23 protein-coding genes are annotated in these 24,632 nt (G+C 73.8%); 12 read left to right on the top strand and 11 right to left on the bottom strand.

Annotated features, from left to right (window positions below):
• The first annotated feature begins 73 nt into the window (after nt 1-73).
• The 5 genes from JT1_RS08380 to JT1_RS08360 are packed head-to-tail and all read left to right on the top strand — an operon-like array spanning nt 74 to nt 5,191.
• The gene (locus JT1_RS08380) at nt 74-571 is read left to right on the top strand and encodes an acyl-CoA thioesterase (protein ID WP_218005570.1); all 498 of its coding nucleotides are present in this window, start codon (nt 74-76) and stop codon (nt 569-571) included.
• Complete coding sequence (gene dxr / locus JT1_RS08375) at nt 568-1,749, top strand: 1-deoxy-D-xylulose-5-phosphate reductoisomerase (protein WP_068325125.1); 1,182 nt, start codon at nt 568-570, stop codon at nt 1,747-1,749. Before JT1_RS08380 ends, dxr begins: the two co-directional genes overlap by 4 nt.
• A gap of 12 nt (nt 1,750-1,761) precedes the next feature.
• Entirely contained in the window at nt 1,762-3,096 is a 1,335-nt protein-coding gene (locus JT1_RS08370; RefSeq protein WP_068325124.1) for a M50 family metallopeptidase, read from the top strand.
• Between the two features lie 46 nt (nt 3,097-3,142).
• Complete coding sequence (gene ispG, locus JT1_RS08365) at nt 3,143-4,300, top strand: flavodoxin-dependent (E)-4-hydroxy-3-methylbut-2-enyl-diphosphate synthase (RefSeq protein WP_068325123.1); 1,158 nt, start codon at nt 3,143-3,145, stop codon at nt 4,298-4,300.
• 45 nt (nt 4,301-4,345) lie between these two features.
• On the top strand, nt 4,346-5,191 hold the full coding sequence (locus JT1_RS08360) for a GNAT family N-acetyltransferase (RefSeq protein ID WP_068325122.1): 846 nt from the start codon (nt 4,346-4,348) through the stop codon (nt 5,189-5,191).
• Between the two features lie 8 nt (nt 5,192-5,199).
• Here JT1_RS08360 and JT1_RS08355 read toward each other — a convergent pair whose 3' ends face one another.
• A complete protein-coding gene (locus JT1_RS08355; RefSeq protein ID WP_068325121.1) occupies nt 5,200-6,171 on the bottom strand; it encodes a zinc-binding dehydrogenase in 972 nt (323 codons plus the stop codon).
• Nucleotides 6,172-6,322: 151 nt separating this feature from the next.
• Between JT1_RS08355 and poxB the strand changes: the two genes are divergently transcribed.
• The 3 genes from poxB to JT1_RS08340 are packed head-to-tail and all read left to right on the top strand — an operon-like array spanning nt 6,323 to nt 9,725.
• Entirely contained in the window at nt 6,323-8,065 is a 1,743-nt protein-coding gene (poxB, locus tag JT1_RS08350) for a ubiquinone-dependent pyruvate dehydrogenase (protein WP_068325120.1), read from the top strand.
• A 14-nt stretch (nt 8,066-8,079) separates the two neighbouring features.
• Entirely contained in the window at nt 8,080-8,955 is an 876-nt protein-coding gene (locus JT1_RS08345; RefSeq protein WP_068325119.1) for a GNAT family N-acetyltransferase, read from the top strand.
• On the top strand, nt 8,952-9,725 hold the full coding sequence (locus JT1_RS08340; RefSeq protein WP_068325118.1) for an SIR2 family NAD-dependent protein deacylase: 774 nt from the start codon (nt 8,952-8,954) through the stop codon (nt 9,723-9,725). The genes JT1_RS08345 and JT1_RS08340 overlap by 4 nt, the downstream gene beginning before the upstream one ends.
• On the opposite strand, the gene JT1_RS08335 is transcribed toward JT1_RS08340, so the two are convergent.
• Nucleotides 9,709-10,665 carry an EamA family transporter gene (locus tag JT1_RS08335; RefSeq protein WP_082807546.1) on the bottom strand — a complete coding sequence of 319 codons (957 nt, stop codon included), beginning with the start codon at nt 10,663-10,665 and terminating at the stop codon, nt 9,709-9,711. The genes JT1_RS08340 and JT1_RS08335 overlap by 17 nt on opposite strands.
• A gap of 72 nt (nt 10,666-10,737) precedes the next feature.
• Here JT1_RS08335 and JT1_RS08330 point away from each other — a divergent pair, with 72 nt between their 5' ends.
• From JT1_RS08330 to JT1_RS08320, 3 genes are read left to right on the top strand one after another with little or no spacing between them, the layout of a single operon-like run.
• Nucleotides 10,738-11,646, top strand: coding sequence for a LysR family transcriptional regulator (locus tag JT1_RS08330; RefSeq protein ID WP_068325117.1), 909 nt, complete (start codon nt 10,738-10,740; stop codon nt 11,644-11,646).
• A 37-nt stretch (nt 11,647-11,683) separates the two neighbouring features.
• Entirely contained in the window at nt 11,684-13,471 is a 1,788-nt protein-coding gene (locus tag JT1_RS08325) for a proline--tRNA ligase (RefSeq protein WP_218005569.1), read from the top strand.
• Nucleotides 13,468-14,271, top strand: coding sequence for an HAD family hydrolase (locus JT1_RS08320; protein ID WP_082807545.1), 804 nt, complete (start codon nt 13,468-13,470; stop codon nt 14,269-14,271). The genes JT1_RS08325 and JT1_RS08320 overlap by 4 nt, the downstream gene beginning before the upstream one ends.
• Here the strand turns inward: JT1_RS08320 and JT1_RS08315 are convergent.
• A complete protein-coding gene (locus tag JT1_RS08315; protein ID WP_068325116.1) occupies nt 14,268-14,702 on the bottom strand; it encodes a DoxX family protein in 435 nt (144 codons plus the stop codon). The genes JT1_RS08320 and JT1_RS08315 overlap by 4 nt on opposite strands.
• 3 nt (nt 14,703-14,705) lie before the next feature.
• Nucleotides 14,706-15,407, bottom strand: coding sequence for a M50 family metallopeptidase (locus JT1_RS08310; protein ID WP_068325115.1), 702 nt, complete (start codon nt 15,405-15,407; stop codon nt 14,706-14,708).
• A 44-nt stretch (nt 15,408-15,451) separates the two neighbouring features.
• On the opposite strand from JT1_RS08310, the gene JT1_RS08305 reads away from it, so the two are divergent.
• On the top strand, nt 15,452-16,201 hold the full coding sequence (locus JT1_RS08305; protein ID WP_068325114.1) for a cobalt-precorrin-6A reductase: 750 nt from the start codon (nt 15,452-15,454) through the stop codon (nt 16,199-16,201).
• 6 nt (nt 16,202-16,207) lie between these two features.
• Here JT1_RS08305 and JT1_RS08300 read toward each other — a convergent pair whose 3' ends face one another.
• The 7 genes from JT1_RS08300 to JT1_RS08270 are packed head-to-tail and all read right to left on the bottom strand — an operon-like array spanning nt 16,208 to nt 24,556.
• The gene (locus JT1_RS08300) at nt 16,208-17,125 is read right to left on the bottom strand and encodes a cobalamin biosynthesis protein CobD/CbiB (protein WP_068325113.1); all 918 of its coding nucleotides are present in this window, start codon (nt 17,123-17,125) and stop codon (nt 16,208-16,210) included.
• Nucleotides 17,122-17,667, bottom strand: a complete 546-nt coding sequence (locus tag JT1_RS08295) for a bifunctional adenosylcobinamide kinase/adenosylcobinamide-phosphate guanylyltransferase (RefSeq protein WP_068325112.1) — start codon at nt 17,665-17,667, stop codon at nt 17,122-17,124. The genes JT1_RS08300 and JT1_RS08295 overlap by 4 nt, the downstream gene beginning before the upstream one ends.
• A gap of 2 nt (nt 17,668-17,669) precedes the next feature.
• On the bottom strand, nt 17,670-18,494 hold the full coding sequence (locus tag JT1_RS08290; RefSeq protein WP_068325111.1) for an adenosylcobinamide-GDP ribazoletransferase: 825 nt from the start codon (nt 18,492-18,494) through the stop codon (nt 17,670-17,672).
• On the bottom strand, nt 18,491-19,255 hold the full coding sequence (gene cobA / locus JT1_RS08285) for a uroporphyrinogen-III C-methyltransferase (protein WP_068325110.1): 765 nt from the start codon (nt 19,253-19,255) through the stop codon (nt 18,491-18,493). Before cobA ends, JT1_RS08290 begins: the two co-directional genes overlap by 4 nt.
• Nucleotides 19,252-21,855, bottom strand: coding sequence for a cobyrinic acid a,c-diamide synthase CobB (locus tag JT1_RS08280; protein ID WP_068325109.1), 2,604 nt, complete (start codon nt 21,853-21,855; stop codon nt 19,252-19,254). The genes cobA and JT1_RS08280 overlap by 4 nt, the downstream gene beginning before the upstream one ends.
• Nucleotides 21,852-22,466, bottom strand: a complete 615-nt coding sequence (gene cobO, locus JT1_RS08275) for a cob(I)yrinic acid a,c-diamide adenosyltransferase (RefSeq protein WP_068325108.1) — start codon at nt 22,464-22,466, stop codon at nt 21,852-21,854. Before cobO ends, JT1_RS08280 begins: the two co-directional genes overlap by 4 nt.
• Entirely contained in the window at nt 22,466-24,556 is a 2,091-nt protein-coding gene (locus JT1_RS08270; protein ID WP_169701919.1) for a VWA domain-containing protein, read from the bottom strand. Before JT1_RS08270 ends, cobO begins: the two co-directional genes overlap by 1 nt.
• Between the last annotated feature and the right edge of the window lie 76 nt (nt 24,557-24,632).

Raw genomic sequence — 24,632 nt, 5'->3', positions numbered from 1 at the left:
GCTGCACTGCCGCAGAGCAGTGCGGCGAGGACGCCCCACATGAGTGCCGTGGTCACGCTGCCATGATGGCCCCGTGACGACTCCCACCGACACCTGCATCACCCTCTCGCGCGTCATGTCGCAGGCCGAGGCCAACCTCCTGGGCAATGTGCACGGCGGCAACATCATGAAGATGGTCGACGACACCGCCGGTGTCTCCGCCAACCGCTTCGCGCAGGGCCCGGCGGTGACGGCCGCGATGGACGAGATGGCCTTCCACAACCCGGTCCGCGTCGGCGACGTCCTGCACGTCAGCGCGCAGGTCAACTGGGCGGGCACCTCGTCGATGGAGGTCGGCGTGCGGGCGGAGGTCGACCGCTGGGACGCCGTCACCGACCGCGTCCACGTCGCGAGCGCCTACCTCGTCTTCGTCGCCGTCGATGCCGAAGGGGGGACCCGTCACGTCCCGATGCTGACGATCGAGACGCCCGAGGAGCGGCGCCGGTTCCGCGAGGCGGAGATCCGCCGGGCCAACCGGCTCGCCCGGCGCCAGGCCATCGACTCCAGCCGCCGGGCGGGGACCGGCGCATGACCCGCACGCGCGTCACCCTCATCGGCTCGACCGGGTCGATCGGCACGCAGGGGCTGCAGGTCATCGAGGCCCACCCGGGGCGCTTCGAGGTGACGGCCATCGCGGGCGGGGCCAACATCGGGCTGCTCGCCACGCAGGCCGCGCGTCATCTCCCTTCGCTCGTGGGCGCTGCGGCCGGGAGCCGCGAGGAGCTCACCGCCGCCATCGCGGTCGCCGCGCAGGAGGCCGGCGTCACCGGCTACGCGCCCGAGGTCGTCGTGGGGGAGGAAGCGGCCACCGAGGTCGCCGGCGCCCCCACCGACGTCGTGCTCAACGGCATCACCGGGGCGATCGGCCTGCGGCCGACCCTGGCGGCCCTGCGATCGGGTGCCCGCCTCGCCCTGGCCAACAAGGAGTCGCTGATCATCGGCGGCCCGATCGTGCGGGACGTCGCGGCGCCCGACCAGATCGTGCCCGTCGACTCCGAGCACTCGGCGATCGCGCAGGCGCTGCGGGCCGGCCGGGCCGAGGAGGTCCGCAGGCTCGTCGTCACCGCGAGCGGCGGGCCCTTCCGCAGGATGGACCGGGCCGCGCTGCGCGAGGTGACGCCGGCGCAGGCGCTCAAGCACCCCAACTTCGCGATGGGGCGGGTCATCACGACCAACAGCGCGACGCTCGTCAACAAGGGCCTCGAGCTCATCGAGGCCCACCTGCTCTTCGACGTGCCGATGGACCGGATCGAGGCGGTCGTCCACCCGCAGCAGATCATCCACTCGATGGTGGAGTTCCACGACGGCGCGGTCATCGCCCAGCTCGGGCTGCCGACGATGCTCGCCCCGATCGCCCTGGGGCTCTCGTGGCCCGAGCGGCTCACCGACGTCGAGACACCCGTCGACTGGACGCAGGCGCAGGACTGGCGCTTCGAGCCCCTCGACGACGAGGCCTTCCCCGCCGTGCGGCTGGCCCAGCAGGTCGGCGCGGCCGGCGGGACCCACCCGGCCGTGTACAACGCGGCCAACGAGGTGGGGGTCGACGCCTTCCACGAGGGGGCCTGCCGGTTCACCGACATCGTCGACACGATCGGCGAGGTCGTGGGGCGCCACGACGACAGCCGCTTCGACGCCCACACGGTCGAGGGCGTGCTCGCCGCGGACGCCTGGGCGCGTGCCGAAGCCAGGTCGGTCCTGCGGCTGGCGTGAGACGATCAGGGCATGCTCTACGTCCTGGGGATCGTCCTTGCCGTGCTCGGCATCGGCCTGTCGATCGCGCTGCACGAGATCGGCCACCTCGTCCCCGCCAAGAAGTTCGGTGTCCGCGTGCCGCAGTACATGGTCGGCTTCGGCCCGACCGTCTGGTCGCGACGCCGCGGCGAGACCGAGTACGGCGTCAAGGCGATCCCCCTCGGTGGCTACATCCGGATGATCGGCATGTTCCCGCCGGCCAAGGGGCAGGCGCCCGGGACGATGCGCACCGCGAGCACGGGGCGTGTGAGCCAGCTCGTCGACGAGGCGCGCCAGCAGAGCTTCGAGGAGGTCCAGCCCGGCGACGACGGCCGCATGTTCTACCAGCTGCCGATCTGGAAGCGGGTCGTCATCATGATGGGCGGCCCGGTGATGAACCTCGTCATCGCGCTCGTGCTCTTCACCGGCATCTTCACCCTCAACGGCGTGGCCGTCACGACGACGACGATCTCGTCGGTCAACGAGTGCGTCGACATCCAGCAGTCCGGACGGAGCGCCGCGAGCGAGTGCACCTCCGACATGCCCGTCGCTCCGGCCAACGCCGCCGGCGTCAAGCCCGGCGACACGATCACCGCGATCAACGGCACCCCGGTGAGCACGTGGGACGACGTGCGCGGCTCGATCCGCGCCAACCTCGACAAGCCCCTCGCGGTGACCGTCGACCGCGACGGCACGAGCCGGACCCTCACGGCCGACCCGATCGTCCTCGACCTGCCCGTGTACACGCCGGACGGTCGCGTCGAGCGGGACGCGAAGGGGGAGATCGTCACCGAGCGCGCCGGGTTCCTCGGGGCCACCGGCAGCCAGGAGATGCAGAAGCAGCCGATCACCGCGGTGCCCGGTCTCTTCGGCGGCATGCTCGGCGACACCTACGGCCTGCTCGTGAAGATCCCGCAGAAGCTCGTCGGCGTGGCCGAGGCGGCCTTCGCCGGGGGCGAGCGCGACCCCGAGGGGCCGATGTCCGTCGTCGGCGTCGGCCGCGTAGCCGGCGAGGTCGCGAGCTCCGACATCTTCGGTGACGCCCGGGACAAGTCGATCCTGCTGCTCAGCCTGCTCGGCTCGCTCAACCTCGTCCTCTTCGCCTTCAACACCATCCCGCTGCTGCCGCTCGACGGCGGCCACGTCGCCGGCGCCCTGTGGGAGGCGGTCAAGAAGGGCTGGGCGAGGGTACGCGGTCTGCCCGACCCCGGTCCGGTCGACGTGGCCAAGGCGCTCCCGCTCGCGTACGGCGTCGCCATCGCCTTCATCGCGATGACCTTGCTGCTCGTCTACGCGGACCTCGTCAACCCGATCCGCCTGACCTAGCGGGTCCCACAGGGGACACCCAGAGACCAGGTCGCATAATGGGTGCATGAGCGTCTCCCTCGGCATGCCCAAGGCCCCGGCCCCCGTGCTCGCCCCCCGCCGCCCGACCCGCCAGATCAAGGTCGGCTCGGTCGGCGTCGGCAGCGAGTCGCCGATCTCGGTGCAGTCGATGACGACGACGCTGACGTCCGACGTCAACACGACCCTGCAGCAGATCGCCGAGCTGACGGCCGCGGGCTGCGACATCGTGCGCGTGGCCTGCCCCAGCCAGGACGACGCCGACGCGCTCGCCGAGATCGCCCGGCACAGCCAGATCCCGGTCATCGCCGACATCCACTTCCAGCCGAAGTACGTCTTCCAGGCCATCGAGGCCGGGTGCGCCGCCGTGCGGGTCAACCCGGGCAACATCCGCAAGTTCGACGACCAGGTCAAGGAGATCGCCAGGGCGGCCAAGGACCACGGCACCTCGATCCGCATCGGCGTCAACGCCGGCAGCCTCGACAAGCGGCTGCTCGAGAAGTACGGCCGGGCCACCCCCGAGGCGCTCGTCGAGTCGGCGGTCTGGGAGGCGGGCCTCTTCGAGGAGCACGACTTCCACGACTTCAAGATCTCGGTCAAGCACAACGACCCGGTGACGATGGTGCGCGCCTACGAGCTGCTCGCCGAGGCCGGTGACTGGCCGCTGCACCTCGGCGTCACCGAGGCCGGCCCCGCCTTCCAGGGCACGATCAAGTCCGCGACCGCCTTCGGTGCGTTGCTCTCCCGGGGCATCGGCGACACCATCCGCGTCTCCCTCTCGGCCCCCCCGGTCGAGGAGGTCAAGGTCGGCCAGCAGATCCTGCAGTCCCTGGGCCTGCGCCCGCGCAAGCTCGAGATCGTCTCCTGCCCGAGCTGCGGCCGCGCGCAGGTCGACGTCTACAAGCTCGCCGACGAGGTGACCGCCGGCCTCGAGGGCATGACGGTCCCCCTGCGGGTGGCCGTCATGGGCTGCGTCGTCAACGGCCCGGGGGAGGCCCGTGAGGCCGACCTGGGCGTCGCCTCCGGCAACGGCAAGGGCCAGATCTTCGTCAAGGGCGAGGTCATCAAGACCGTCCCCGAGAGCCAGATCGTCGAGACCCTCATCGAGGAGGCCATGCGCATCGCCGAGGAGATGGGCGAGCCCCTCGACGGCGAGGAGTCGGGCGCGACCGTGACGGTCAGCTGACCTCTCCGCCACGCACGGCGCCCGCGGGATCACTAGGCTGACGAGGTGCTGCGCACCCGCCAACCCACCCGGCTCCTCGGCCCCGACGACGTCGATGCGGCCCTGGACCTGTGCGCGCGGGACCCCGCGTCCCACGTCTTCGTGGCCAGCCGCATCCTCGACGGTGGCCTCGGCTCCGGCTCGACCTCCGCGTACGGCTGGTTCGACGAAGGGCGTCTGTCCGCCCTCGTGTGGAGCGTCGCCAATGTCGTGCCCGTCGGCACGAGCGCGCAGAGCTGGCCCGCGCTGGCCGCCCACGTGCGCAAGGTGCGGCGCCGCTGCGCCTCCTTCCTCGGACCGCGCGACGAGGTGGCCGGCCTGTGGCGCGAGGCCGGTGCGGCCTTCCCCCAGCCCCGCGCCATCCGGGGCGAGCAGCCGCTCATGGCGACGCGGACACCCCCTTCGTCCCTCGGCGTGGAGCTGGACCCTCGGGTGCGGCCGGCCCGCGTCGACGAGGTCGACCTCGTGCTGCCCGCAGCCGAGCACATGTTCACCCAGGAGATCGGCTACCGGCCCTACACGGGCAGCCCCGCGTTCTACCGCGACTCGATCTGGCGCCTGGTCCGCGCGGGCCGGACCTATGTCGTCGTCGAGGGCGGACGGGTGATCTTCAAGGCCGACGTCGGCTCGGTGGCGCTCGGGGCCAGCCAGATCCAGGGCGTGTGGCTCGCGCCCGAGCTGCGCGGGCAGGGGCTCGCCGCCCCCATGATGGCTGCCGCCCTCGAGCAGGCGATGAGCGACCACGCGCCCCTGGGCACGCTCTACGTCAACGACTACAACGCCCCGGCGATCGCCACCTACCGACGGATCGGCATGGAGCGGATCGGGACCTTCTCGACGATCCTCTTCTGAGGCGGCGGTCAGAGGGTGAAGACGATCTTGCCCATGATCTCGCCGGACTCCATCGCGGCGAACCCGTCGCGGGCCTGCTCGAGCGGCAGCTCGGAGTGGATGAGCGGACGCGAGCCGGTGGACTCCAGCAGCTGCACGAGCTGACCCAGCTCGTCACGGGTGCCCATGGTGGAGCCGATGACGCTCAGCTGCAGGAAGAAGATGCGGGTCAGCTCCGCGTCGTCGGGCCGCGGCCCGCTCGTCGTGCCCGAGATGACGATGCGGCCACCCGGACGCAGCGAGCGGATCGAGTGCGACCACGTCGCCCGCCCGACCGTCTCCATGACCGCATCGACCTTGACCGGTAGCCGCTCGCCTGACGCGAAGACCTCGTGGGCGCCGATCTGCAGGGCGTGCGCCCGCTTGGCCTCGTCGCGCGAGGTGGCGTACACGCGCAGCCCGGCCGCGCGGGCGAGGATGATCAGCGCCGTCGCGACGCCACCACCGCTGCCCTGGACCAGCACGCTCTCACCGGGGCGCAGACCGCCACGGACGAAGAGCATGCGGTAGGCGGTCAGCCATGCCGTGGGCAGGCAGGCGGCCTCGGTCATCGACAGCCCGGCCGGCTTCGGCACGAGGTTGCGACGCGGGACGACGACGGTGTCGGCGAAGGTGCCCTGATGGCGCTCGGAGAGCAGCGAGCGGCGCGGGTCGGTCGTCTCGTCGGCGCCGGTGAAGTGCGGGTCGTTGATGATCGCGTGGACGACGACCTCGTTGCCGTCCTCGTCGGTGCCCGCGGCGTCGCAGCCGAGGATCATCGGCAGCGCGTCCTCCTTCAGCCCCACCCCGCGCAGCGACCACAGGTCGTGGTGGTTGAGCGCGGCCGCCTTGACGGCGACCCGCGTCCAGCCCTCGGGGACCTGCGGGTCGGGGCGCTCGCCGACCACCAGTCCGGACAGCGGGTCGGCGGTGCTGAAGCTCTCGGCGTACACGGCGCGCATCGGTGCGCTCCTCTCGGGTCGGGTCGCTCGTCCCCACTCTGTCACTGCGGGTGGTCGGGGTCCACGGGGGTGCAGGTCGCGCAGCGACCGTGAGCCCCCGTGCGTCGGGATAGCGTGGTGGCCACGATCCTCGTCGAGCACAGGAGGCGCCATGGGCACCATCGCCGACAACGTCATCGCGACCCTGCGGGCCAACGGCGTCACCCGCGCCTACGGGGTGCCGGGTGACTCCCTCAACGGGTTCACCGAGGCGATGCGACGGGACGGGGGGATGGACTGGCGGCTGGTGCGCCACGAGGAGGCCGGCGCCTTCGCCGCGGCCGCCGACGCCGAGCTGACCGGGGAGCTCGCGGTCGTCCTCGGCTCCTGCGGCCCGGGCAACCTCCACCTCGTCAACGGACTCTTCGACGCCCACCGCAGCCGGGTCCCGGTCCTGGCGATCGCCGCGCAGATCCCGAGCGCCGAGATCGGCAGCGGGTACTTCCAGGAGACCCACCCGCAGCACCTCTTCCAGGAGTGCAGCGTCTGGTGCGAGATGGTCTCCGAGCCCTCGCAGATGCCCCGGATGCTCGAGACCGCGATGCGCGCGGCGATCCAGGAGCGCGGGGTCGCCGTGCTCGTGGTCCCCGGCGACGTCGCCCAGGCCGAGGCCACCGACGAGCGCGTGACGGTCCTCGAGCGCGCCCGCGCGCAGGTCGTCCCCGACGCGGCCCAGCTGCAGCGCGCCGCCGACCTCCTCGGGGGCTCCCGGCGCACGACCCTGCTCGTCGGCGCCGGCGCGGCCGGCGCCAAGGACGACGTCCTCGCACTCGCGGACCTGCTCGCGGCCCCGGTGGTGCACACCCTTCGCTCCAAGCAGGACATCGAGGGGGACAACCCCTTCGACGTCGGGCTCACCGGGCTCCTCGGGTTCGCCTCGGGGTACCGGGCGATGGAGGAGGCCGAGACCGTGCTCATGCTCGGGACGGACTTCCCGTACCGGCAGTTCTACCCGCAGGGCGCGCGGTTCATCCAGGTCGACCTGCGCGGCGAGCGCCTCGGTCGCCGCGTCCCGCTCGAGCTGGGTCTCGTCGGGGACGTCGGCGACACGGTCCGCGCGCTGCTGCCGCTGCTCGACCGCGCCACCGACCGACGCCACCTCGAGGACTCGCTCGAGCACTACGGCAGGACCCGCGACAGGCTCGACGAGCTCGCCGAGCCGCCCAGGAAGGGGCTCTTCGGCAAGAGGTCCCAGCCGATCCACCCCCAGTACCTCGCCCGGCTCGTCGACGAGATCGCCGCGGACGACGCGGTCTTCATCCCCGACGTCGGCTCGCCCGTCGTCTACGCGGCCCGGTACCTCCAGTGCCGAGGCGACCGCCGGCTCATCGGTTCCTTCATCCACGGGTCGATGGCCAACGCGGTGCCGCACGCGATCGGCGCGCAGCTGGCCTGCCCTGGGCGCCAGGTCGTCACCCTGAGCGGCGACGGGGGCCTGGCGATGATGCTCGGCGAGCTGCTCACGGTGCGCCAGCACGACCTGCCGATCAAGATCGTCGTGCTTAACAACTCCTCGCTCAACTTCGTCGAGCTCGAGATGAAGGCCGCCGGGCTCCCCGGCTTCGGGACCGACCTGGACAACCCCGACTTCGCCCAGGTCGCGCAGGCCTGCGGGATCAGGGGCTGGCGGGTCACCGAGACGAGCGACCTCGAGACCAGCCTGCGCGAGGCCTTCGCGCACGACGGTCCCGCGCTCGTCGACGTGGTCACCGAGCGGCAGGAGCTGACGATCCCGCCGGCGATCTCCGCCGAGCAGGTCAAGGGCTTCACCCTGTACGCGCTGCGGACCGTCATGTCCGGGCGTGGCGACGAGCTGCTCGACCTCTCCCGTGCCAACCTGCGTCAGATCTTCTGAGGGGGCCCGGGTCCATGGGCACGCTGCAGTGGTCGCCGACCACGGAGGCCGACCTCGACGCGCTCGTGCGGCTGGGCACGGCCTGCCTCGCGAGGGACGGCGGGTTGCCCGACCTCGCGGACCGCGACCACCTGCGCGACAGCCTCGTCACCGACGTCGCGATCTGCGGGCGGGACGAGCTCGGTGACGTCGTCGCCGCGGCGGCGATCGGCCTGAGTGCCGCGGACGGACGCACGGCGACCGGGCTCGTCGACCCGGCGGTGATGGGGCAGGGGATCGGGGGCGAGCTCGCCGAGTGGGTCCTGGCCCACTCGGTCGGGCCGGTCCGGTTCGTCCTCGACTCGGTGAGCCCCGAGGCCGAGACGCTCCTCGCCGACCTCGGGCTGCACCGGGTCTTCGCGGAGACGATCATGCGCCACAGCCTGCGCAGCATCCCCGTCGTGCGTCGACCCGACGACGTCGTGACGCTGCCCTTCACCGACGACACCTCCGAGGCCTTCCGGCACGCGTACGCGGCGTCCTTCGCCGACCAGCCCGGGTACGACGAGGGCAGCTCGCGGGCCTGGGGCCGCTGGCTGCGCGAGCAGCGGGGGTTCCAGCCCGAGGACTCCCGTGTCGCCATGGACCGAGCGGGCCACGTCGCCGGCTTCGTCACCCTCTCCGACGGGTGGATCGAGGAGGTCGGCGTCGTGCCCGAGTGGCGCGGCAAGGGCCTGGGTGCCCACCTCGTCGCGCGCTCCCTGACCGCCGTGCAGCGCCGCGGGGCCGAGGTGGTCTGGTTGGCCGTCGGCTGCCAGAACCCGGCGCGCGCCCTGTACGAACGCCTCGGCTTCCGTCACCGCGGCACCCGCGCCCTCTACGAGCAACCCGCGATCCCGGAGGACTCATGACCGACACCGACCCGCACCAGGTCCCTGACGCCGTGGTCGAGGCCGTGCGCGGCGCCCGCCGCGTCCTCGTGCTCTCCGGGGCCGGGATGAGCGCCGAGTCCGGCGTGCCGACCTTCCGCGACGCGCAGACCGGGCTGTGGGAGGCCTTCGACCCGAGCCAGCTGGCGACGGCCGAGGCCTTCCGGCTGGATCCTCCCTTCGTCTGGGCCTGGTACGCGTGGCGGATGCGGCTCGTGCGCGACGTCGAGCCCAACGCCGGCCACCGCGCGCTCGCCGAGCTCGCCGGGCTGCGCGAGGTGACGATCTCGACGCAGAACGTCGACGACCTGCACGAGCGCGCCGGGTCGCCGGTGGCGGCGCACCTCCACGGCTCGCTGCTCGCCCTGCGGTGCGCGGACTGCGAGAGCCCGTACCCGGGGGAGCCGGCGCTGCCGTCGGAGCCGACCGAGCGGATCGACCCGCCGACCTGCCCCGAGTGCGCAGGGGACGTGCGTCCCGGCGTCGTGTGGTTCGGCGAGCTGCTGCCGCCCGAGGCGGTCGAGGCGACCGAGGCGGCGATCGAGGCCCTCGAGCCGGGCGACGTCGTCCTCGTCGTCGGCACCTCGGGCATCGTCTACCCGGCCGCGGGCTACCCCGCCATGGCGCGGGCCGAGGGGGCGACCGTCATCGAGATCAACCCGCTCGAGACCGAGATCAGCGACATGTGCCACCACCACGTGCGCGGCCCGGCCGCGCAGGTCCTGGCGCAGATCGTCAGCGCGATCCGCTGACCGGTGTGCACCCGAGGTCGTCCTCGTGCACCTCGTGGCGGATCCGGCCACCGGATGCACCAGGACGACCTCGCGTGCTCGGCCGCGAGGCCCACAGCACCCCGCCGACGACGAGGACGCCGCCGAGCAGCTCGAGCGGAGCGGGCACCTCGTCCAGGAGCAGCCAGGCCAGACCGAGCCCGGTGACCGGGACGAGCATCGAGAACGGCGCGACCGTCCCCGAGGGGTGGCGCGCCATGAGCCAGGTCCAGATGCCCGAACCGACGACCGTCGCGAGGAGCGTCGTGTAGACCATGCCGAGCCAGGCCGGGATCGCCGCCGCGGTCATCGAGTCGGCGAGGGCCGCGCCGATGCGCTCGGGGCCCTCGACGGCCAGCGACACCGCGAGCAGGGGGAGCGGCGGGATCACCGTCATCCACATCGTCAGGTGGAGCGGCTCGGGGGCGGCGGCCAGGCGGGAGGCGAGGTTGCCGAAGGCCCAGCCCAGGCCGGCGAGCAGGGTGAGGACGAAGGGGAGGAGCCCCGCCTGCGCGTCGAGGCGCTGCGACCCGACGACGGCCATGCCGAGCGCGGCGACGCCGACCCCGGCCGCCGCGCGGGCAGAGAGGCGCTCGCCGAGAAGTGCCGCGCCGAGGACGACGGTGAAGGGCGCGGAGCTCTGCAGCACGAGGGACGCGAGGCCGGCCGGCATGCCGACGTCCATCGCGAGGTAGAGGAAGGCGAACTGCAGGATGCCGAAGCCGATGCCGTACCCGACGAGCCAGCGCGTGGGGACCTGCGGGCGGGGGACGAGGGCGATGGTCGGGATCGCCAGCAGCAGGAAGCGCAGCGCCGAGCAGAAGAAGGGCGGGAAGATCTCGAGCGAGGCGTGGATGGCGATGAAGTTGGCGCCCCAGAGGACGGCGACGACGACGGCGAGGAGGCGGTGGCGGACGGGCACGAGTTGATGGTGCGCTGACCCGACCATGCAGGACAAGCGAATCATTGTGCACGGTCCACGTAGGCTCCCTGCATGGATATCCGGCACCTCGAGCTGCTGCGGGACCTGCGCGAGCGCGGGAGCCTGGCGGCCGTTGCCGCGGCCACGCACCGCACTCCGTCGGCGCTGTCGCAGCAGCTGCGCACCGCGCAGCGATCTGCCGGCGTGCCGCTCGTGGAACCGGACGGTCGCGGGCTGCGGCTCACCGAGGCGGGGGCGCTGCTCGCGGACGGCGCCGACGAGGTGAGCGCGGCCATGGCCCGGGTCGCCGCGCGGCTCGAGGAGCACCGGGGCGCGCCCGTGGGGAGCGTGCGGATCGCCGGTCTGCCGAGCGGTCTGACGGCCCTGCTGCCCGGGGCACTGACGATGCTGGCCGCCAGCTCGGTGAGCATCGAGATCGACGACCTGGACCTCGCCGAGCACGACTACGCCGCCGCGGCCGCGGACGCCGACATCGTCGTGGCCCACTCCCTGACGGGAGAGGTCCCCGCCGGGGGCGAGGGTCTGCGCAGCACCGTCCTCGTGCGTGAGCCGCTCGACGTCGCCGTGCCAGCGGACCACGCGCTCGCCGGACGGTCCGAGCTGCGACCGCGCGACGTCGTCGACGAGACGTGGATCGCCGTCCCCGAGCACTACCCCTTCGACACCGTGCTCGAGCGGATCGAAGCAGCCTGTGGACGCCGCATCGACCGGCGCCTGCGCGTCCGCGACAACCAGCTCGTCGCCGCCCTGGTCGCCTCCGGGCTGGGCCTGGCGCTCCTGCCGCGGTACACGACCCGCACGACCGACGAGCTCGCCCTCGTCCCGCTCACCGGGGTGCGGTCCGCCCGGTGGATCGTCGCGCTGTCCCGGCCCGACCGGGCCGAGCGGGCCGCGGTCCGGCTCGTCACCGCCCGGTTGGTCTCTGCCGGGGCGGCGCTCGTGGGTGAGCGGATACCCTGATCGGGCACACCCCTTCGTCCCACCAGGAGCAGCTCTCGTGGTCACCCGCATGTCGTCCTTCTTCCTGCGTACCCTCCGGGAGGACCCGGCGGACGCGGAGCTGCCGGGCCACAAGCTGCTCGTCCGGGCCGGCTACATCCGCCGCGCGGCGCCGGGCGTCTACACGTGGCTGCCGCTCGGTCTGCGGGTCCTGCGCAAGGTCGAGGCGATCGTCCGCGAGGAGATGGAGGCCATCGGCGGCCAGGAGCTCTCCTTCCCGGCGCTGCTGCCCAAGGAGCCGTACGAGGCGACCAACCGCTGGACCGAGTACGGCGACAACCTCTTCCGGCTCGTCGACCGCAAGGACGCGCAGATGCTCCTCGGCCCGACGCACGAGGAGATGTTCTGCCTCGCGGTCAAGGACATGTACACCTCGTACAAGGACCTGCCGCTCACCCTCTTCCAGATCCAGACGAAGTACCGCGACGAGGCCCGCCCGCGCGCCGGCGTGCTGCGCGGGCGCGAGTTCATCATGAAGGACAGCTACTCCTTCGACATCGACCAGGCCGGGCTGCAGAAGGCCTATGACGCCCACCGTGACGCGTACATCAAGATCTTCGACCGGCTCGGGTTCGAGTACGTCATCGTCCACGCCGACTCCGGCGCCATGGGCGGCAGTGCGAGCGAGGAGTTCCTCGCGGTGAGCCCGAACGGCGAGGACACCTTCGTGCGGGACGCCTCCGGCTACGCGGCCAACGTCGAGGCCGTCGAGGTCCCGCAAGCGCCGCCCGTCGAGGTGACCGTCGGTCCCGCCCACGTCGAGGACACCCCCGACACCCCCACCATCGAGACGCTCGTCGCGGCGCTCAACGCGAACCACCCCCGGACCGACGGGCGCGCGTGGACGGCCGCGGACACGCTCAAGAACGTCATCGTCATGCTGGTCCACCCCGCCGACGCCGAGCACGACGAGCCGTGGCGCGAGCCGCTGGCGATCGGTGTCCCCGGCGACCGGGAGGTCGACGCCAAGCGGCTCGAGGCGCAGGTCTCCCCGGCGGAGGTCGAGGCCTTCGAGGAGAAGGACTTCGCCGACCACCCGACGCTCGCCAAGGGCTACATCGGGCCCGGCGTGCTCGGCTCCGAGCGCCCGAGCGGCATCCGGTACCTCCTCGACCCGTCGATCGCCGAGGGCTCCGCCTGGGTCACCGGCGCGGACGAGCACGGCAGGCACGTCATCGACCTGGTCCACGGTCGCGACTTCACCGCCGACGGCACGATCCAGGCCGCCGAGATCCGGGAGGGCGACCCGAGCCCCACGGGCACGGGGACACTGACCCTCGCGCGGGGCGTCGAGATGGGCCACATCTTCCAGCTCGGCACCAAGTACGCCGAGGCGCTGGGGCTGAAGGTCCTCGACGAGAACGGCAAGCTCGTCACCGTCACGATGGGCTCGTACGGCGTCGGCGTCACGCGCGCCGTCGGTGTCATCGCCGAGGACAACCACGACGAGTCCGGTCTCGTGTGGCCACGGGCGCTGGCCCCCTTCGACGTGCACGTGGTCGCTGCGGGCAAGACGGACGAGATCTTCACCACGGCCGCCGACCTGTCCGCCCGGCTCGAGGCGAAGGGGGTCAGCGTCCTGTACGACGACCGCGCCGGCAAGGTGAGCCCCGGCGTGAAGTTCAAGGACGCCGAGCTCGTCGGGGTCCCGACGATCCTCGTCGTCGGCAAGGGGCTGGCCGAGGGCGTCGTCGAGATCAAGGACCGCCGCAGCGGTGAGCGCCGCGAGGTGCCGGTGGGGGAGGCCGTCGAGGCCGTGCTCGCCGAGGTGCGTGGCGGCGCGTGAGCGTCGACGAGATGCGCCACCCGCTCACCGTGCGTGAGCGGCCCGAGGCCGGGCCCGTCGAGGCGGTGATCTTCGACTGGGGCGGCACGCTCACCCCGTGGCACACGATCGACCTGGGCCAGCAGTGGCGCGTCTTCGCGCGGGAGGTCCACGGCATCCCGATCGAGTCCGACGAGGTGCCGCAGGAGGACCTCGACCGCGCACACGAGCTCGCCGAGCGGATCCACGCCGTCGAGGCCGATGCCTGGCAGCAGGTGCGCGACGAGCAGCGTGGCGCGCACCTCGACGACATCCTGCGCAAGGCCGGCATCGACCCACAGCACGACCGGCACCACGTCGCGCTCGCGGCCTACCGTCGCTTCTGGGAGCCGCACACCCACACCGACCCGCAGGTGCGGCCGCTCTGGGAGGGGCTGCGCGCTCGGGGTCTCAAGGTCGGGGTGCTGTCCAACACCATCTGGAGCGGGGACTACCACCGCGAGATCTTCGAGCGTGACGGTGTGCTCGACCTCATCGACGGCGACGTCTACTCGTCGGAGATCCAGGTGGTCAAGCCGCACCGGGAGGCCTTCGAGGCCGCGGCCGCGGCCGTCGGCGTGCCGATGGCCAATGCCGTCTACGTCGGCGACCGGCTCTTTGAGGACGTGCTCGGCTCCCAGGAGGTCGGGATGCGCGCGATCTGGGTGCCGCACAGCGACATCCCGGCCGACCAGCAGGTGACCGTCGACGTCGAGCCCGATGGCGTCGCGCACGAGCTGATCGACGTCCTCGAGATCGTCGACGGCTGGCTCGCCCCCTAGGGGTGCTGCTCGGGCGGGGGCACCCGACGCCGGTGCCACCAGCGCCAGGCGCCGGTGCTCCACACCGCCCCCACGACGAGCACCGGCTGGAAGACGAGCCGGACCGCCCGTGAGGTGTCGCTCGTCAGCCCGAAGGCGTCGCGGTGCTCGGTGAGCTGCGCGATGTTGCCGGGGAAGACCGCGACGAAGAGCGCTGCCGTCACCAGGCCGACCACGGCTCGAGCGGGATGGCGCCAGACGAGGAGCAAGGCCGCGCCGACAGCGATCTCGACGACACCCGAGACGAGGACGACGAGGTCGGCGTCAGCGGGGAACCACGGCGGCACCTGGGCCCGGAACTCGGTGCGGGCAAAGGTCAGGTGGGCCACGCCCGCGAGGACGAGGAAGGAACCGAGCAGCGCCTGCCCGACGGCACGCAGTGGTGAGGACATGTCTCAGACTCCCACGGCACCGAGGAGGCGGCTGGCGGCGAGCCAGGTCGCGCCGGCGAGGACCAGGGCGAAGCTCGCGACCCACAGCACCGCAGGCACGCCCGTCGTTCGGGCGAGCGAGCCCGGGTCGCTGCGGGGCTCGATGCCGCCGAGCATCGTCGCCAGGTGGCGCCAGGCTCCCACGAGGAGCAGCAGGCCCACACCGACGAGGACCTGCTGCTGCAGGGCATCGTCGCGCCACCACCACAGGGCGGCGCACGCCGCGAGCACCGCGACGACGACGAGTCCGGTGAGCGCCGAGCGCACCCGGGTCAGGGTGGTGAGCAGCCCCACGAGCAGGAGGGTGAGCGTCGGGGCCGCCCACCCGGCCGTCGCGAGCCCCACGAGCAGGGCGCCGACGATCCCCGGAGCCGGGTAGCCGGCCCAGGTCGTCGCGACCACGCCCGCACCGCTGGCGGGGCCCACGGTCACGGCGTGGCCGGACATGTCCGAGCGCAGGACGAAGCCGGTGAAGCGTCGCCCGCACGCCACGCCCACGAGGGCGTGACCGAGCTCGTGGACGAGGGTGACGACGAGCCGCAGCACCCGCCACGCCGGCCACCACGTCGCCGCGACGCAGCCGAACGCGAGGACGGCGACGAGGGTCCACCCGGCGAGCTCGGGTGCGGGGCTCGCGGGGGAGAGGCGGTCGAGGAGGTGCTGCACGGGGTGACCGTATGCGGGCAACCTGTGCGTGGGAGGGTGAGCCCATGTCGCACGTGCTGATCCTCGGAGGGACCGCCGAGGCGAGGGATCTCGCCGCTCGCCTGGACGCCCAGGGGGTGCCCCTCACCTCCTCCCTCGCCGGCCGGGTGTCGCAGCCCCGACTGCCGGTCGGGCCCGTGCGGATCGGCGGGTTCGGTGGGGTCGCTGGCTTGACCGACTGGCTCCGTGAGCACGAGGTGAGCGCGGTCGTCGACGCCACCCACCCCTTCGCCGCGACGATGGGCGCCCATGCGGCACAGGCTTGCTCGTCGCTCGGCCTGCCCCTCCTCCGACTGGCGCGGCCGGGCTGGGCCGCACACCCCGACGCCGCGTCCTGGACCTGGGTCGAGGACCACGTGGCTGCCCGGGAGGCGGCGGACGAGGTGGGCGGGATCCCCTTCGTCACGACGGGGCGGCAGACCCTGCACCACCACATCGACGCCTGGGCCGACCGGCCGGTGCTCGTCCGGCTCGTCGAGCCTGCGGAGCGGCCACTGCCGGCGGCCTGGACCGTGCTGCGCTCGCGGGGGCCCTTCGCCGTCGCCGACGAGGAGGCGATCATGCGCGAGCACGGCGTCACCGTGCTGCTCACCAAGGACTCGGGTGGTCGCTACACCGAGGCCAAGCTCGACGCGTCCCGACACGTCGGGGTGCCGGTCGTCGTCGTGTCGCGCCCGGCGCGGGCGCCGGGCGTCGCGGAGGCGAGCGATGCCGACGCCGCCACGACGTGGGTCCTGGGCCAGATCAGCGACTGACCCGCCTCAGCGGCGGGCGAGCAAGCGGGCCCCGACGACCGCGACCAGCGTGACGACACCCACCCGGCGGGCGAGGAGCACGGCGCGCGGCAGGTCCGCGACGGTGGGCGCCGGCCCCGAGCCCATGACGACCCGGTCCTCGGCGCCGCTCGCGTAGACCGTCCGCCCACCGAGGCACAGGCCCAGGGCCGCGGCGAAGCCGGCCTCGACCGGACCGGCATTGGGGCTGGGGTGGTCGCGCCCGTCCCGCACCGCCGTGCGCACCACCTCACCGGCACGAAGGGGGGAGGCCGCAGCGGTCGCGAGGACGGTGGCCCGGGCGGGGACCCAGCCCAGCAGGTCGTCGAGTCGGGCTGCGGCCCAACCAAATCGGGCATAGCGGGCCGTGCGGTGGCCGTGCATCGCGTCGAGGGTGTTGGCCGTCCGGTGGAGGACGACGCCGAGCGGGCCGAGCGCGGCGCCCCAGACGAGCGTGCCCACGACGGCGTCGGAGGTGTTCTCCGCGACGGACTCGACGGCGGCCCGGGCGACCTCGTCGGCGGTGAGGTCGTCGGTGACCCGACCGACGAGGTTGCGGACCCGGGTGCGCGCTCCGGGGAGGTCGTCGGAGGCGAGCAGGTCGTGCACCGCCAGCCCTTCGCGACCCAGGCTCGTGCCACCGAGTGCCGCCCAGGTCAGGGCCGCGGTCGCAAGGGCACGCGCCGGCCCGGGCAGGCGCGTGGCGGCGACCCCCAGGGCGAGCGGCGGCGCGAGCACGAACGCCTCGGTGAGGACACCGGCGGCCCGGGAGTCGCGATGGGTGCGCGTCTCGACCCAGCCGGCCCACGTGCCGAAGAGCGCGACGGGGTGCCCTCGTCGTGGGTCGCCGAGCGCCCGGTCGGCCGCCCACCCGAGGAGGAGGCCGATGGCGACGGGGTCGCTCACCCGGCCCCCTTGATCGTCAGCACCTGCCCCGAGACCACGAGGTCGACCCGGTCGGCGGACGCGGCAAGGCGCTGGTTGAGCCAGCCGAGACGGTCGGCGAAGATCCGCCCGGAGCGGTGCTCCGAGACCAGCCCCCAGCCGACCTCGTTGGTCACGGCCACGACGAAGGGGGCTGCGCGCCAGGCCGCCTCGAGGTCGTCCACCCGCTGCTCGAGCGTGGGGCCCCAGTGGTGCTCGGGTGCCTCCCAGGCCTCGATCTCGTCGAGCTGGGCGGTCAGCCAGGTGCCGAGGCAGTCGAGCAGGACCGGGTCCTCGGCCTCCCACAGGCCACTCGCCGCGTCCGTGCTCTCGACGGTCGACCAGGTCGCCGGTCGCCGCTGCCGGTGCGCGGCCACGCGAGCCGCCCAGTCGGCGTCGTCGCGCTGCGGGCCGGCCGCGAGATAGGTGACGGGCGTGCCCTCGGGCACGTGCGGGGGCAGCAGGAGGGCCTCGGCGTGCCGGGACTTGCCCGAGCGGACGCCACCGGTGACGAGGACGCGCATGCTCACCACGCCACCGTCAGCAGCACGAGCAGCACGGTGAGAGCCACCTCGACACCGGCCCCGATGACGTCGCCACCCACACCGCCGAAGGTGCGAACAGCCTTGTCCCGGAGCGAGATCGCCGCCCAGACGGCCACGGGCGCGGCCACTGCCGCCACGAGCACGGCCCGCGCTACCATCCACAAGGGGGCCGCGGAGCTCCCGTCACCCAGACCCGCCAGCAGCAGGGCGACCGGCAGCACCGATGCCACGACGAGCGCACCGACGGCGAGCACCACGAGCGCGGCGCCGACGAGGGGCACGGTGCCGACGAAGGCCGCCCCGAGCCTCGAGCCCGGCGCGGCCTGCTGCCCGCGACCGCAGACGGCGGGGGCAGCCGCCCGGGACGCCACGACGGCGGCCCCGACGACGAGGGCCCCGCGCCAGCCGGACCCGAGCAGAGCGGCGATCGCCCCGGCCTGCACGAGCAGCACGACGACGAGCGCGACCGCCCCCATCGGGCCGACGTCGCCGCGCCGCATGATCTCGAGCGCCCGCTCGCGGTCCCAGCCGGCGCCGAGGCCGTCGACCGTGTCGGCCAGGCCGTCGAGGTGCATGCCCCGTGAGCCGTGGGCGAGCACGCCGAGCGCGAGGCCCGCGGCGACGAGCGGTGGCACGCCGATCTCGACGGTGAGTCCGACGAGGACGACCTGGAGCGCGAGGGGGAGGACCGCGAGCGGCGCGAGGAGCAGCGCGGTGCGCGCGGTGTCGGGGGTGATCGTCACCCGGCCACTCGGCGACCGGGTGAAGGTCCCGACGGCCAGGCGCAGCCCCTCGGACGCGCTCACGGCGAGGTGGGGGCCGGTGAGTCGAGGGCGCCGACGACGTCACCGACGACCGTGATGGCCGGGGGAGCGAAGCCCCCTTCGTCGGCCGCGGAGGCGATCTGCGACAGGGGCGCCCGCACCGAGCGCTGCTGCGGGGTGGCCCCGTCGGCGATGCACGCGGCGGGGGTGTCGGGGGACAGGCCGGCCGCGACGAGCGCCTCGGCGATCGCCCCGAGGGTGGCGACCCCCATGAGGATGACGATCGTCAGACGCGAGGTGGCCAGCGCCGCCCAGTCGACCTCGCTGCGCGGGTCGTCGGGGGCGACGTGCCCGGAGACGACCGCGACGCCCTGGGACAGGCCGCGGTGGGTCACCGGGATGCCGGCGAGGGCCGGCACGGAGAAGGCGGAGGAGACGCCCGGCACGGCCTCGACGGGCACGCCGGCGGCGACGCAGTGGTTCCACTCCTCGCCGCCGCGGCCGAAGAGGTAACCGTCACCGCCCTTGAGCCGCACCACGGTCCGGCCGGCGCGGGCGTGCTCGACGAGCAGTTCGTTGATCCGCTCCTGGGGGGTGAACTTGCCGCGGGGGATCTTGCCGACGTGGACGATCTCGGCCTGCGGGGCGATCTCGTCGAGCGCCGCGACCGGACCGAGGCGGTCGGTGACGACGATGTCGGCCGCCGCAAGCGCGTCGTGTCCGGCGACGGTGAGCAGGCCGGGGTCGCCCGGCCCTCCGCCGACGAGGATGACCCGCCCGGTGGCGGTGGTGGCGTCGGTCATGCGGTCCTCCGGTGGTGCAGGTGGGTCAGCTCTCTCAGCAACCCGTCGATGGTGTGGGGGTCACGGACGGCGATCCGCACCCATGCGGTGTCGAGCCCCGGGAACGTATCGCCTCGCCGCACGGCCCACCCGGCATCGCGCAGCGCCTCGCGGACACCCGTGCCGACCCGGGCCAGGACGAAGGGGGCGTCCCCGCCGGCGGTCGGGATGCCCAGCGTGTGCAGCCCCCGCGTGAGGTGGGCCCGCCACCCGGCGATCTCCTCGGCGGCCCGGTCGGCCTCGACGAGTGCGGCTTGGGTGGCGGTCTCGATCATGACGCGCAGCGCGAGGGAGCCCACGGACCAGTGCGGTTGGTGCTCGGCCAGGGCCGCGACGAGCTCGGCGTCTCCGACGACGTAGCCGGCGCGGATGCCGGCGACGGCCCAGGTCTTGGTCAGCGAGCGCACGACGAGCAGGCCGGTGAGGTCGCCCCCCAGGAGCGTCTCGCGCTCGCCGGGGACGGAGTCGATGAAGGCCTCGTCGACGAGGACCACCCGGCCGGGCCGCACGAGCGAGCGCAGCGTAGCTGCCGGGTGGAGCACGCCCGTCGGGTTGGTCGGGTTGCCGACGACGACGAGGTCGGCGTCGCCGATCTGCCCGAGCGCCTGGGCCGTGAGCGCAAAGTCGTCCTCCGGCCGCAGCAGGACGCGCCGCACCTCGTGCCCCGCGGCGCGCAGCGCGGCCTCGGGCTCGGTGAACTGCGGGTGCACGACGACCGCGTCGCGCGGTGTCAGCGCCCGCGCGAGCAGCGTGAAGGCCTCGGCCCCACCACTCGTCGGCAGCACCTGGTCGCGGGCCACACCGTGCCGCGCGGCGATCGCATCCCGAGCACGGGTGGGGTCGGGGTAGGCCGCGACGGTCGACAGCTCCTCGGCGAGGGCCTGCGCGAGCCACCCCGGCGGCTGGGTGAGCCGCACGTTGACGGCGAGGTCCACCAGCTCGCTCGACACCTCGGCGTCCCCGTGATGACGAAGGGGGTCTGCCAAGGACGTGGATCGGGCTGGGGTGGCGCGACTCAAGGGCTGAGCCGGTTGCGGGGCGTCAGGTGAGTGCTCCGCGGACGTGGGGTGCACGGGCGAAGCCCCCAGCGCCACCCCACCCGATCCACGGACGCCCCGAGGGACTTCGTCCGAGGTGACCGTGCGGGCTTGGCCCCAGCCACGAGCGGCCTCGACGAAGGACCCCGCCACGGAGGGCGAGCCGGCCCAGTGCGTGTGCAGGTAGGAGGCGACGAGGGTCGCGCGACCGGTGCCGGCGGGGTCGAGGGCGAAGCCCTCGGTGCGGCCACCGAGGTCCCATGCCGCACTCGTGCCGAAGGGGGGATCGGTCACCGTGCGGTGGAACTCGTGGCCGGCGACCCGGGTCCCGGCCGGGCCGAGGACGGAGTCGACGAGCGAGGTCGCCTCGCGGTAGCCGAGGGTGAGGCGGCGGCCCATCGCGGCCCGGGCGGGCAGGGCGCCGACCATCGGGTGGTCGTCGAGGGTCTCGGCGAGGTAGAGCATGCCGGCGCACTCGGCGATCGTCGGCATGCCGGCCGCGATGGCGGTGCGGATCTGGTGCACGAGAGGGCGGTTGGTCGCCAGGGTGCGCGCGTGCACCTCGGGGAAGCCGCCGCCGAGGTAGAGCCCGCTCGTGTCCTCCGGCAGCGCGGCGTCGCGGGCCGGGTCGAGCTCGACGACCCGGGCGCCGGCGGCCTCGAGCAGCTCGACCGTCTCGGGGTAGCGGAAGGTGAAGGCGCGGCCCCCGGCGACGGCCACGACGACCTCCCGTCGGGACGAATGCACAGCACGCTCCTCGGGGAGCGGGGACTGGAGCGAAGGAAGGGCGGCGCCAGGGGCCCACGGCTCGAGATCGAGGTCGGGGGCCGTGCGGGAGGCCGCGAGCAGCGCGTCGAGGTCGAGGTGCTCCTCGGCGACGGCGGCGATGTGGTCGAGGGTCGCTGCGGCCTCGCCGCGCTCGGCGGCGGGGACGAGCCCGAGGTGGCGCGAGGGCACGTGCATCGCGGCGTCGCGGGGCAGCACGCCCCACACGGGGACGCCGACGGCCTCGACCGCCCGGCGGGCCTCCTCGCCGTGGCGCGGGGTGCCGGCCTTGTTGAGCACGACACCCACGACGTCGAGCTCGGGGTCGATCGTCGCGAGGCCGTGCACGGTGGCGGCGACGGTCCGTGAGGTCGAGCTGATGTCGACGACGAGGACGACGGGCGTGCGCGTCAGGGTGGCGACGTGCGCGCTGGAGGCGAAGCCGTCGCCCCCGAGCCGTCCGTCCATGAGGCCCATGACGCCCTCGAGGACCGCGACGTCCGCGAGGGTCGGGTGGGTGGCGCCGCGGGCGAGGAGGGGAGCGACCCTCCCTTCGCCCACGAGCCACGGGTCGAGGGTGCGGCTCGGGCGGCCGGTCGCCAGGGCGTGGTAGCCGGGGTCGATGTAGTCCGGGCCGACCTTGGCCGGCGCGACGGTCAGACCGCGGCGGGCGAGGGCGGCCATGATCCCCACGGCGATCGTCGTCTTGCCGTGGCCCGACGCTGGCGCCGCGACGAGCACCCGGGGGAGGGTCGTCACCACTCGATGCCCTTCTGGCCCTTCTGCCCCTGGTCGAAGGGGTGCTTGACCTTGGTCATCTCGGTCGCGACGTCGGCGATCTCGAGCAGGCGCGGGTGCGGGTCGCGGCCGGTGATGATCACGTGCTGGTAGCCGGGCCGGTTGGTCAGCGTGTCGATGACGTCGTCGAGCTCGACCCAACCCCACTTCATGACATAGGTGAACTCGTCGAGGATGTAAACGGTGTGCGTCTCGGCGGCGAGTCGCCGCTTGATCTCCGCCCAGCCCTCACGGGCGTCGGCCGCGTGGTCCTCCTCGGTCCCCGCCTTGCGCGACCAGGACCAGCCGGAGCCCATCTTGTGCCACTCGACGGGGCCCCCTTCGCCGGTCTCCTCGTGGACCCGGCCGAGGGTCGTGTAGACCTCCTCCTCGCCGATGCGCCACTTCGCGGACTTGACGAACTGGAAGACGCCGATCGACCAGCCCTGGTTCCACCCGCGCAGGCCGAGGCCGAAGGCCGCCGTCGACTTGCCCTTGCCGACGCCGCCGTGGACGACGACGAGCGGGCGGTTGCGGCGCTGCCGCGTGGTCAGCCCGTCCTTCGGGGTGACGGGGGTCTGTCCCTGGGCCATCAGGCGGCGCTCCTTCGGGAGGCGGTGCGGTCGGTGACGATCTCGACGAGGCCGCTCGCGGCGACCTGCTCGAGGGCGATGTGCTCGGCGCCCATGCGGTGGGCGAGGTCGGCGGCCAGGCCCATGCGGAAGCGGCCCGACTCGCAGTCGACGACGACGGTCTCCGCCGTGTGCCCCCAGGCGTCGGCGATGGCCTGGGCCCGGGCGAGGGCATCGGGGCCCGCGGTGGCCCGGCCATCAGTGACGAGGACGACGAGGGCGCGCTGGTTGCGGTCGCGGATGCGCTCTCTCGCAACGACCCTGGCGATCTCGGTCAGGCCCTCGGCGAGCGGGGTCCGTCCGCCGTGCGGCATCTCGGCGAGGCGCGCGGCGGCGGCGTCGACGGACGAGGTGGGCGGCAGCGCCAGCTCCGCGCCGGTCCCGCGGAAGGTCACCAGACCCACCCGGTCGCGCCGCTGGTAGGCGTCGAGCAGGAGCGAGAGGACGGCGGTCTTGACCTCGCCCATCCGCTTGCGCGCGGCCATCGAGCCGGAGGCGTCGACGGCGAGGAGGACGAGGTTGGCCTCGCGGCCGCGGGTCATGGCGTGGCGCAGGTCGTCGCCGGTCACCCGGGCGGGCCCGGTGCGGGCCGCGCGGCGGGCGGCGGAGGCACGAAGGGTGGCGGTCAGGTGCACCGGCGACCCGGCGGGCTCGTGCCCGGCCGGGTGGGTGCCGACGACCCGCCCGCGGGGGGTGAGCGCGGGGGAGCGGCGACCGCTCGGGCCGGCGCCGACGCCGGTGAGCTCGAGGCGACGGGCCCGGTAGGGCTCGGTGGCCGCGGCGGTGCCGGTGGGGGTCGGCTGGGCACCCGCAGGGGGCGAAGGGGGTGCCTCGGGGTCCTCCGCCGACTCGTCCGGGGAGTCGGGGGTCGGGTCGGCGGACGACTGGGGCCCGGTCGGGGGCTGGTCGTCGGACGACGTCGAGCTCGGGGCCGGGCCCGAGGGGTCGGCGTCGGGCGCCTCGCCCGGGCCCTCGTCGGGCTGGTCGCCGCCGTCGGGCTCTTCCTCGCCGCCGCCCGGCGGGTCGTCCTCGGGCTCGTCGTCGAGCAGCCGGTCGAGCAGGTCCTCGTCGAGACCCGGCGCGTCGAAGGGAGCACGACGGCGGCGGTGGGGCAGGGAGAGCAGCGCCGCGGCCCGGATGTCCTCGCGGGTCACGTGGTCGCGCCCCTCCCACGCGGCGTGCGCCGCGGCGGTGCGGGCGGTGACGATGTCGGCGCGCATGCCGTCGACGTCGAATCCGGCGCACACCCGCGCGATGGTCCGCAGGGTCCGCTCGTCGAGCGCGACCCGGCGCACCGCCTCGCGGGCGGCGGCCAGGCGCGCGGTGAGCTCGGCCTCGGCGTCGGTGAAGCGGGCCGCGAAGCCTGCCGGGTCGAGGTCGGCCTCGAGCCGGCGACGCACGACCTCGGCGCGCACGTGCGGGTCGCGGCTCGCGGCGACGTGGACGGTCAGGCCGAAGCGGTCGAGCAGCTGCGGGCGCAGCTCGCCCTCCTCGGGGTTCATCGTGCCGACGAGGGTGATCCGCGCCGGGTGCGAGATCGAGACACCGTCGCGCTCGACGGTGTTGCGCCCCATCGCGGCAGCGTCGAGCAGCACGTCGACGAGGTGGTCGTGCAGGAGGTTGACCTCGTCGACGTAGAGGATGCCGCGGTGCGCGTCGGCGAGCAGACCGGGCTGGTAGGCGGCCTCGCCGTCGCCCAGGGCTCGGCGCAGGTCGAGGGAGCCGACGACGCGGTCCTCGGTCGCACCGACGGGCAGCTCGACGAGGCGGGCCGGGCGGGTCGTGGCCGCGCCCTCGTGGGGGCCGTCGGGGCAGTCCTCGTCGCGGTCGGGGTCGCAGCCGAAGCGGCACTCGCTCGCCACCCGCTGCTCGGGCAGGACCGAGGCGAGGGCGCGGACGGCGGTCGACTTGGCGGTGCCCTTCTCACCCCGGACGAGGACCCCGCCGATCTCGGGCGAGATCGCGCTCAGCAGCAGCGCCGACGTCAGCTCGTCGGCACCGACGAGCGCGGTGAAGGGGAAGGTGGGGGTCCGGGACCCGGTGCGGCTCACAGTGGCGGCCTCCTGGCGAGTGTCCACGCTCGCCGTCCGACGACATCGACGCGGGTTCGCGACGACGGGCACCGAC

It is taken from the genome of Janibacter terrae NBRC 107853 (assembly GCF_001591405.1).
GTDB classification, from domain to species: Bacteria; Actinomycetota; Actinomycetes; order Actinomycetales; family Dermatophilaceae; genus Janibacter; species Janibacter terrae.
The sequence above is the reverse complement of the archived record's forward strand: the minus strand, read 5'-3'. Positions and strand labels throughout refer to the sequence as shown.